The following is a 10,571-nucleotide window of genomic DNA, read 5'->3' as shown; positions in this document are numbered from 1 at the left end:
GCGGGCGCCCTCCCGGGCGCTCCTTGACCCCGCCGCCTACCTCGACGCGCCCAAGAACAGTCGGAGAGCCAACGAAGAAAAGATCAACTACAACAACAGGGGGTTGACCGGCCCCGCTCCTTCAGGATGACCAGTTACACCGAGACACCGAGCCAGGTGACGAAGTTGGCGAGCGCGTCGTTCCGGCGGCGCTCGGTCCTCGCGAGCATCCGCGCTGTCTCGTGAACTTGAGGGTGGTACTTCGTCTGCTGCGGCGCGATACGGCGAGCGGTCAGCAGCGACTCGAAAGCGCCATTCTTGTCGCCGTGGAGCAGGTACCCACGGGCAAGGTCGATGTGGTGGTGGCCAACTCGTTCGGTTGAGACTCCGCCCGGAATCGCCATGCCCTTCGCCCGGGTGACGGCGGTCGTCCCGTCCATGAGCTCGACGGCCAGACCGACGGACCAGATGGCAACGCTGTGACGGTTGAACGAGAGGTCGTAATCGTTGCGGAACTCGCCTACGCCTGCCGCGAACCGGGCGGCCTCGCCGAGGTGGGCATCGGTTGCGATGGCGTCTCCGGCGCGAGCGGCAGCAAGGCCTGACTTCAGGTGGAGCTGTCCGTACATCGCCCGGCCGGCTTCGTCATCGAGCTGGTCCTCGAGTCGGCCGCGGGCCATCTCGAGGTAATCGAGGGCGCCGTACCAGTCGGTGGCCCCGATCAGCTCGCCCGCGCGGTAGAAGTCCGCGGCGGCGACGGCGAGTGGGTCCTCCGATCGAGCAGCGGCCCACTCCACTCGGTCCGTTGTCACGGAGGCGAGGTCGGCGTAGCCGAGCTTGTAGGCGACCTGTCCCGCCGCGGCGTAGGCCAACGCGAGCAACCCGTACGCCTCACGCGGGTCGTGAGCGTCGGTGGTGAACGCCCGAAGTTCGGCGAGCAGACCGGGCAGCTCGGCGCCCAGCGCGACGAGGTCGACGGATTGCCGTCGTGCGGAGACCTCGTGGACGGCGCGGCGCAGTTCACCGATCGAGCGCACCTCGATGCCCTCGTCCCCCGGCAGTAGATAGGCGGCCAGCTCCCTGCGCAGGGCCGGGACGATCGCGTGGACCTGCCGGTCGTCCGGGGTCGCCGGCCCGACGGGCTGCCCCAGGAGCTCTGGCGTGCCGCGGCCGAGGGCACGGGCAACCGCGGCCACGAACGCCGGCGAGGCGGGCACCCGTTCCTGCTCGACGGACCGGACGAGCGACACCGAGACATGGGCGCGCTGCGCGAGCTGGGTCTGCGTCAGCCCGACAAGCTTCCGTTCGGTCGCCACGCGGGCTCCGATGCTGTCCACTCCACCACCGTACGAGCTCGGCAGCGGTGATCACGTGCCCTCGGTGATCATTGGCAGTTCCTTGGCAGTTCGGCGGGAGTCGTCGGCGTTTCACTCCGAGACATGCAACAGGGGGAAATCGAAAGCCATCGACGCGGGAGAAGCGCTGGCAGACAGGGGCTGACCGCCGGCGCGGCCGATCCCGTCAGGGCCGCCGCAGAATTCCTCGCGGGCCAGCCCGGAGCCTGTGAGCGGGTGCTCGCCGTGCACCGGGCCGGCCCGGAGGGGAGGTGCGTGCAGTGCCTCAACCGGCCCGTCCAGTGGCCGTGCTCGATCGCGGCGATTGCGCTGTCAGTATGTGGCAGACAGGCCAGCGGCAGGTGATCCCGTTGTCTGTGCCGGCACCTGGTCGAGGAACCACGTGTGGGCCTCGATCGCGGCCTTCAGCCCCTCGTCCTCCGCGAGCCGGGCGAGCGGGAACGACGGGCGGAGTTCCAGCCGCGACAGCGGAATGTCGACGCCGGGGATCCGATTGATCCGCTGCCGGAGCTCGTCGCGGACCGCGGTGTCGTCGAACGGCGGCCGGATCAGCAGATGCTTGAACACGATCTCCACCGCCCCGGATGTGGGCTTGATGGCCCACGGCCAGTACTCCTCGCCGTTGCCGGCGCGGGCCAGCGGGAAACAGCTCGCTTGGGCGCCGCCGCCCCAGGAGAAGTAGCCGCCTCGCGCCCGCCAGTCGTCGAGGAGCTTCCTGACCGCGTCTTGTGACTCCGCGGGCTGGTTCGCGGCGAGCTGCATCCAGAAGCGCTGCTCGTCGCCGCTGTTCCGCTGCTGGTCATCGTCCGGGACGTCAACGCCGATCAGAGCGGCGAGGTCGCCAGGGGAGAGGCGCTGGGATGCCTCCGCTCGCCCCTTGTCGTCGAAGCGCAGACCTTCGGCGGCGAGGACATCGCGAGGGAGATCAGCGCGACTCGGCTCGGACCAGCGGAACTCGGAGGACACCGAGCCGTCAGCCCGGAGGACGCGCCAGGCGTTGGGCACTGCGTTCGTCGCGATGTAGTTGCCCAGGGGTTTGGGGTGGATGCCGGCAACGGCGGAGACGTCACCGTAGGCCGTCCAGGTGCCCTCGGGCAGACCTCGGGCAGGGCCGCGCAGATCCGGCGGACCACCTGCCACTGGTCCTGTGGGGCCGCAGTCCGCGTGGCCTTGGGGCCAGGCCACATCTGGGCAGCGCGGGCGGCGAGCTCCGCTCCCCGTGCCTCGATCTGCTGCAGGCCCCAGGACTCCCGTTCGGCTATGTCCTTGGTCATCGAGAAGTTGCTGTTCTGCAGCAGCTTCCGCTTCTCGGCGAACGGCTTGTTGCTGAGGTCCGGGTTGTAGGCCGTGACGGTGAGGTTGCCGAGCCGATGCACGATCCGCTGGTGCAAATCGTCCGGCGACTCGCCGGGCTCGACGTCCGGTTCCAGAAGCTCCAGCCACTCCGGCGTCGGCGTCTGAGGGAGGACGTGCTCGATCTGGACCTTTGTCTCGTCCCAGTCCACGAGCTCCTTGTGCCCGTAGCTCTCCTCGAGGCGGCGCAGGACGAACAGGCGCTGTCTCGCCTTGCCCGCCCAGTAGAAGTTGAGCTGAGCGATGTTCTCGGTGAGCTGGTCGTCGTCCGGCCAGTACCGGCGGGGTTGCGACAGGATCTCCCGCAGAGTCTCCGCGGCGTCCGGGGTGTCGGCGATCGCGTTGGCGGCCTGGGCGAAGGCCCGGTTGATGCCCGACGCAGTGCGACCGCACAGCATCCGCCGCACCAGGTATGACTCGAGGTGGAGCATCGCGGCGGCGGTCTCACCGGAGGCCGCGAGGCCGCGCTCACGACGATCGAGCAACACCATCAGGATGGGGTTGACCGCCTCCGCGCCCCAGACGGCCAACCGGGTCAGGCCGTCGGCGATCTCGCGATCCTTCAGCTCTGCCGGCTTCAGGATCGCGTGCAGGTGCCGGGCCCGGCGGGCGAGCTCGACGATCTCGGCCTCGACAGCCGCCTCGTCGTGGCCGATGTCGCGGAACCGCTTCTGCTGCCCCTGGTAGGTGTCGCTGCGGCGCAGCTCGGGGTGCCCCCGCAGCACGAGGTCGAGGTAGGCGAGCGTCTCGACGTTGTCCGGGCCGAGCAGCTTCTGCATGGGCGCCCATACCGTGCGATACACCTCGTCGGCACGGGTGGGCAACAGCATGAACAGGTGGTTGCGCAGCAGGTCCCCGAGGCTGAGCGCCATCCCGGTGTTGTTGAGCGACTCGAAGATCCGATGCACGTTGTCGTTGTGCTCGGCAGTGACCGACACGAGGTCGAGTCGGGTGACGATGGCCTGCTCGATGCGCCGGATGTCGTGCGGGTCGTCGGTGCTGCCGATGGCCGTGAGCTGCTCGACGAAGAATCGGTAGGCCACAGCGACGTTGCCGCCGGTGGGCGTGGATGTGTGTTCGATGCAGGCGCGAAGTGCGGCCCGGTCGGTCTGGGTGGGCAGCAGCTTGAACTTGTCGTCGCCAGACTGGTACTCGTTCACCAGCCACTGCCGGTGGATCCGGTCGGCCTCCCGCGGACTCTCGGCGTGGACGTGGTCTCGGAGAGCGGCGAGGGCAAGCATCAGGGTGGTCAGCCGCTGCTGTCCGTCGACGACGAGCCACCGCGATATGCCGCCCGCGATCTGGTTCGGCGCCGGGGCGAGGACGAGTGAGCCGATAAAGTGGCCTGGGTTCGTCGTGCCGTCACGGAGCGCGTCGGCCTGGGCGACGATGTCGGCCCACAGCCGGTCGAGCTGCTTGCGCTGCCAGGCGTAGGTGCGCTGGTAGAGCGGTACGAGGTACTGCTTCTCGCCCTCAAGAATCGGCTTGAGGGTCATCTCCTTGGCCTGCACCTACCGAACCCCTCTACGTTCCGAACGTTCCGTTACATGATCGCTTCGCCCTGTCATTGCGTTTCATGGGCACTCGACAGGCAGTAGTTCGCGGTGCTCAGGGCAGTCGCACCGCAGGATGAGGGCCTTGATCTGCAGAGCGTCACGCTGTGTCACATCGAGGCTGTGCTGGGGCAAGAGATGCCGGGCCATTAGCCTTTCGGGTCCCGGCGCGCGCAGCCGGAGACGAGGGGGACAGGTGGAGTCGACGGCGTTCGCTGCGGGCAGCATGGTGGTGGTCCGGGACGAGGAGTGGATCGTCTCGTCCTGCGAGCCGGCCGGAAGCGGATGGAAGGTGAGCTGCGTCGGCAGCTCCGAGCTGGTGGCGTCGGTACCCGCCACGTTCTACAGCGAGCTCGACGACATCGCTTCGCTCGACCCGGCCGATGCCGAGCTGGTGCAGGACGGCTCCCCGTACTTTCGGCGCAGCCGGCTGTGGGTCGAGGCCGTGCTGCGTAAGACGCCGGTGCCCCTGCATGAGCAGGCGCTGACCGTCAGCCCCCGGATGTTGCTGGACCCGCTGGACTTCCAGCGCCAGGCCGTCGCACAGGCCCTCGACCCGGCCCGGCTGCGGCCGAGGCTGCTCATCGCCGACGCGGTCGGTCTGGGCAAGACGCTCGAGATCGGGATGATCCTCGCCGAGCTGGCCCGTCGCGGCCGGGCTCAGCGCGTCCTGGTGGTCACGCCACGGCACGTTCTGGAGCAGATGCAGTACGAACTGTGGACTCGGTTCGCGCTGCCGCTGGTGCGTTTGGACTCCGACGGGATCCAACGCGTGCGCCAGCAGCTCCCGGCGAGTCGCAACCCATTCACGTACTTCCCCAAGATGATCGTCTCGATCGACACGCTCAAGTCGGCGCGGTACCGGGCGCACCTGGAGAAGCACCGTTGGGACGTCGTTGTGATCGACGAGTCGCACAACCTGACGAACGCCGGTACCCGCAACAACCAGCTGGCCCGTGTGCTCGCGCCGCACACCGAGGCGCTCATCTTGGCCTCGGCGACCCCGCACAACGGCAAACCGGAGTCGTTCGCCGAGCTGATCGGTCTGCTCGACCCCACCGCGATCGTCGACCGCTCCAACTACGACGTGCACGAGATCGGCGATCTGTTCATCCGCCGGCACCGCCACTCGCCCGACGTGGCCCGCGAGGTCGGGCACATGTGCGCCGAGCGGCCGGAGCCCGAGGTGCTCGGGGTGTCGGCGAACGCGGCCGAGGACGCCGTGGCCAGTGAGCTGTCGCAGACCTGGCTGCACCCAGAATCGGGTGGCGCACCGATCAGCGGCGTCGGGCGTCAGCTCTTCCCGTGGGTGCTGGCCAAGGCGTTCCTGTCGTCACCGGCCGCGCTCGTGGAGACGGTGGAGGCGCGGCAGAAGACCCTGTCGAGCACTGGCGAGCTGCACGGTGCGGAGGGCGTGGCCCTGGCCCGGCTCGGGACGCTCGCGGCGGCAGCGCAGGACGCGGGCTCCGCCAAACTCGATGCGCTGGTCACGCATCTGCGGGAGATCGGCGTCGGAGCCGGCAGCGACGTGCGCGTGGTGCTGTTCTCCGAGCGCGTCGCCACGCTCCACTGGCTGCGCGCGGAGCTGCCGCGCCGGCTGAAGATGCCCGAAGCCGCGTTCGCGGTGCTGCACGGCCGGCTGCCCGACGTCGAGCAGATGGGCGTGGTGGAGGAGTTCCAGCGCGCCGCCACCCCGATCCGCGTGCTGATCACCGGCGACGTCGCCAGCGAGGGCGTCAACCTGCACAAGCAGTGCCACCACCTCGTGCACGTGGACATCCCGTGGAGCCTCATCCGCATCGAGCAGCGCAACGGCCGCATCGACCGGTACGGGCAGCTGCACCCGCCGCGGATCGTGGCGCTGGCCCTCACGACGTCCGACGAGCGGTTCAGCGGCGACGTCCGGGTGCTCACCCGGCTGCTGGCGAAGGAGCACGCGGCCCACACCGCGCTCGGCGACGCCGCGTCGTTGATGCGCTTGCACGACGTGGACGGTGAGGAGGCGGAGATCCGGCGTGCGTTGATGACCGGCACCCCGCTTGACGAGGTGGTGCCCGATCCGGGATCGGCGGACACCGAGGCCGAGTTCGAGGCGTTCTTCGCGAGCCTGGGCGAGGACGTCGCGCCGCCCCCGCCGGTGACGACCGACCGTGGCATGTTCGACCGCGAGGTCGACTTCCTCCGGGAGGCCCTGCGCGAGGCGTTCCCGGACCCGTCGGCACCGGCGTTCCGTGGTGGGGTCGGGTGGACCGAGCACGAGGGCGAGGACCTCGTCGAGCTGGTGCCGCCACGCGACTTGCAGAAGCGTCTCGACGTGCTGCCGCAGGGCTACCTCAGACAGCGCAAGGTGCGGGAGAAGCTGCTCCTGGCGGTCACACCCGAGGCCGGGAGGGAGTCGCTCCGGCGTGCTACCCAGGGCAGCGCGCCCGGTGACCAGAGCACACAGTGGCCACAGGCGCATTACCTCTCCCCGCTGCACCCCGTGCTCACCTGGGCCGTCGACCGCGCTCTCACGCGACTGGGCCGCAACCAGGTGCCCGTCGCCACCGCCGCGGTCGACGCTCCCACGGCGATCGTGCTCGGGACGCTCGCGAACCAGCGGGGGCAGGTCGTGCTGAGCTCCACCGTGGCGATGACGTTTTTCGCGCCGCCTGCCGCTCCGTTCATCGAGCAGGACGTGCCAGATCTGCTGGAGCGGGTCGGGTTCCGTTCGGGCGCGGTGAACACCGGCGCCGCACTCGACCTCGATGCCCACGCCGGGCTCGTCCCGGACGCCGTGGCGGAGATGCGCGCGTACATGGCGATGCAGAAGCGCCAGCGTGCCGACCTGCTCAGCGAGCCGCTGAGCGCGGCCGCGCGCCGGGTCGCCACCTGGCGACAGGCGTCCGAGGCGCTCGCCGACGGCCTCACACCGAGCCAGGCCGGTCCGCTGCGCCGCCGGATCGCCGAGCATGCCGACGCGGCCGACGAGCTGGTCCGCACGCTGTCTGCCCGTGCCGATCCGATGGTGCGAGTACTGCTGGTACTGCTGCCCGGAGGACTGTCACACAAGGAGGCGATGGCATGACGCGGTTCGACTCGATCGTCGTCGGCAACGACCTCGTCTCCGAGCACTGGCTCGCCGAGCAGTTCCCCGCGGCGGTGGGCGCGATGCGGGCGGGGTGGAAGGAGCAGGAGGAGTTCGGCAAGGCCACGCCGCGCTCCGGTCTCACCGCGCTGGCGAGCCGCTTCGGGGCCGAGCTGGTGGGGGCGCGCGAACAGGGCGACGGCGTTCGGCTGCGCGCGCTGCACCAGGCCGTTCGTGAGGCGTTGCTGCTCCCCGGCGAGGAGATCACGTGGAGTGGGGGGCGCGCCGACACGGCGATCGCCGCCGTCGCACCCCGCACACCGAGCGGCGCTCCGCCGCTGCTCGTGCTGCAGGCACACGACGCGACGACGGTGGAGGACCTGCTCGACGGCGAGGGCGTCGGGCTGCTGCTCACCCCCGCGACTATCGACGGCAAGACCGAGCCCGCCACCGCCCGCGCGATCTCCGCCGCCTTCCTCGCCGACGAGCCCCCGTCGCTCGTCCTCGTCACCACGGGCGCCTGGCTGCTGGTCGCGGAGCGGGAGCGCTGGCCCGAGGGTCGCTGGCTGGCCGTCGACCTCGCCACCGCCGCCGACCGGCGCGACACCAGCGCCCGCGGGGAGCTGGAGACGATCGCCGCGCTCGTATCCGGTGACGTCCTGCTGCCCGCCGACGACGGCACCGTGCCGCTGCTGGGGCTGCTGGAGGAGTCGGTCAAGCACGCCGTCGGCGTCTCCAAGGACCTGCGCAACGGGGTGCGGGAGTCCATCGAGCTGCTCGCGACGGAGGTGCTGCGCCGCCGGACTGCCCGCGGCCTGACCTCCGACGCCGAGGGCCTGGCAGCCGACCTCACCCGCCAGTCCCTGCGTTACCTCTACCGCATCCTGTTCCTGCTCTACGCCGAGGCGCGCCCCGAGCTGGGGGTGTTGCCCGTCGGCAGCGCGGAGTACGCCGAGGGCTACGGGCTCGACCGCCTGCGCGAGCTCGTGCTCACCGACCTCACCAGCGACACCGCCGAGCAGGGCACCCACCTCTACCAGTCGCTGGGCGTGCTGTTCCGGCTGGTCAACGACGGCTACCCGCCGGAGACGCTGGGCCCGGACGGGGTAGCGCCGGACGACCGCGCATCTGACGACGAGGGCGGCCTCCGCTTCGAAGCTCTGCGCGCCGACCTGTTCTCCCCCGAGGCCACCGCGCTGATCGACCAGGTCGGGCTGGGCAACGGCTGCCTGCAGGAGGTACTGGGCCGGCTGCTGCTCTCGCGCAAGCAGAAGGGCCGCGACCGCGGGTTCGTCTCCTACGCCCAGCTGGGCATCAACCAGCTCGGCGCCGTGTACGAGGGCTTGATGTCCTACACCGGCTCGATCGCCGACGACCACATGGTGGAGGTGGCCAAGGACGGCGACCCGGCCAAGGGCAGCTGGGTGGTGCCGATCGCGGCCACCGCCGGCTTCGACGACCGGTGGTTCGTCACCACTACCGACCCCCACACCGGCGACGTCCGCCGCGTCAACTACGCGCCCGGCGACTTCGTGTTCCGGCTGTCCGGCCGCGACCGCCAGCGCAGCGCGTCGTACTACACGCCCGAGGTGCTCACCCGCTGCGTCGTCACGCACTCGCTCGCCGAGCTGCTCACCGACGACACCACCGCCGCCGGCATCCTGCGTCTGCGCGTCTGCGAGCCGGCGCTGGGATCGGGCGCGTTCCTCGTCGAGGCGATCAACCAGCTGGCGAGGGAATACCTGACCCGCCGCCAGGCAGAGCTCGGCACCCGGATTGATCCCGAGCAGTACCCGGCCGAGCTGCAGAAGGCCAAGGCCTACCTGGCGCTGCACAATTGCTACGGCGTGGACCTCAACGCCACCGCCGTCGAGCTCGCCGAGATCACGCTGTGGCTCGACGCCATGCACCCCGGCCTTCGCGCGCCGTGGTTCGGGCTGCACCTGCGCCGCGGCAACTCCCTGATCGGCGCCCGCCGCGAGACCTGGACTCCGGCCCAGATCGCCAAGCGCGGCTGGCTCACCACGGTGCCGACCGCCCGCCCCCTGGGCACCGCGCTGTCGCCGTACGAGGTGCACCACTTCCTGCTCCCCGCTGCGGGCTGGGGCGCGGTGGCCGACACCAAGGAGGCCAAGGAGGGCCGCCCGAACGCGACCGCCGCGCTCAAGACCTGGCGCAAGGCGAGCGGTGCGGTGCTAGGCAAGACCGAGCTGACCCGGCTGCAGCGGCTCGCCCAGCGGGTCGAGGCGCTGTGGACGCTTGCTCAGCGCCGGCTGGAGGTGGCCGAGGCGGAGATCCGCCGAGCGATCGACGTGTGGGGCGCCGACGACCTGCCCGCCGGCACTGGGGGGGTGCAGCGCGAGCAGATCGAGGCCAGCCTGACCGACCCCGGCAGCGCCTACCGCCGGCTGCGCCGCGTGATGGACGCGTGGGCGGCGCTGTGGTACTGGCCGGTGACGACGTCGGTGCAGCCGCCCACCCGCGAGCAGTGGATCAGCGCGTTAGAAGCCCTGCTCGGCACGGTCAGCAAGGGCGAGGCCAAGCGTGGCCGGGGCATGTGGGGCGCCGACACCACCTGGGACGAGCTGGACGACGCCGAGCACAACGAGATCGTGTTCGGGCAGATGAAGCCAGTCGCCGACGTGCTCGCCGAGCACCCGTGGCTGGAGGTCTGCGAGCGGATCGCGGAGCGGGAGGCCTTCTTCCACTGGGAGCTGGACTTCGCGTCGGTCTTCGCTCGTGGAGGATTCGACCTGCAGCTGGGAAACCCGCCATGGGTCCGGCCGATGTGGGACGACATGTCCGTGCTGGCGGAGGACGACCCGTGGTTCGGGCTGGCTGATCGGCCGTCTGTGGCGGTGGTGCGGGAGCGGCGCGAGCAGGCGCTGGACGAGGGTGATGTGCGCTATCTCGACGAGCGTGCATCGCTTGCGGCAACGAGCGAGCATCTGGGCAGCGGCATCGATCGGCCGCTGCTCGCCGGCACGCAGCCGGACCTCTATCGCTGCTTTATGGAGCGCACGTGGCGGAGCATGAGCGAGCGCGGAGCGGTCGGGCTGATCCATCCCGAGTCGCATTTCTCTGAGGCGCGTGCCGGGGGACTGCGACGCCAGACCTACCAGCGGTTACGCCGGCACTGAGGTGATCTCAGCAAGATCGTAGCGCGACGTGAGCGCGACACGCTCATATCGGACAATCTGCGCGGTGCTGGTGAGAGCGTGGGGTCCCCCGATAGGGAGTTCTCACCACAAGATCGACCCGCAG

Annotated in this window: 5 protein-coding genes; 2 read left to right on the top strand and 3 right to left on the bottom strand. The window is 70.2% G+C overall.

What is annotated here, in order from left to right; genetic code table 11:
• Positions 1-134: 134 nt before the first annotated feature.
• From KME75_RS35980 to KME75_RS35970, 3 genes are all read right to left on the bottom strand, one after another.
• Positions 135-1,316, bottom strand: a complete 1,182-nt coding sequence (locus KME75_RS35980; RefSeq protein ID WP_219419411.1) for a helix-turn-helix domain-containing protein — start codon at positions 1,314-1,316, stop codon at positions 135-137.
• A gap of 330 nt (positions 1,317-1,646) precedes the next feature.
• Positions 1,647-2,096, bottom strand: a complete 450-nt coding sequence (locus tag KME75_RS35975) for a hypothetical protein (RefSeq protein WP_219419410.1) — start codon at positions 2,094-2,096, stop codon at positions 1,647-1,649.
• A 62-nt stretch (positions 2,097-2,158) separates the two neighbouring features.
• Positions 2,159-4,198, bottom strand: coding sequence for a DUF262 domain-containing protein (locus KME75_RS35970; RefSeq protein WP_219419409.1), 2,040 nt, complete (start codon positions 4,196-4,198; stop codon positions 2,159-2,161).
• A gap of 238 nt (positions 4,199-4,436) precedes the next feature.
• Between KME75_RS35970 and KME75_RS35965 the strand changes: the two genes are divergently transcribed.
• Complete coding sequence (locus KME75_RS35965) at positions 4,437-7,307, top strand: helicase-related protein (RefSeq protein ID WP_308283400.1); 2,871 nt, start codon at positions 4,437-4,439, stop codon at positions 7,305-7,307.
• Positions 7,304-10,447, top strand: coding sequence for an Eco57I restriction-modification methylase domain-containing protein (locus KME75_RS35960; protein ID WP_219419408.1), 3,144 nt, complete (start codon positions 7,304-7,306; stop codon positions 10,445-10,447). The genes KME75_RS35965 and KME75_RS35960 overlap by 4 nt, the downstream gene beginning before the upstream one ends.
• Positions 10,448-10,571 lie beyond the last annotated feature (124 nt).

The organism is Pseudonocardia nigra (genome assembly GCF_019396355.1).
Taxonomy (GTDB): Bacteria; Actinomycetota; Actinomycetes; order Mycobacteriales; family Pseudonocardiaceae; genus Pseudonocardia; species Pseudonocardia nigra.
This window is presented reverse-complemented; position numbering and strand designations above follow the sequence as displayed.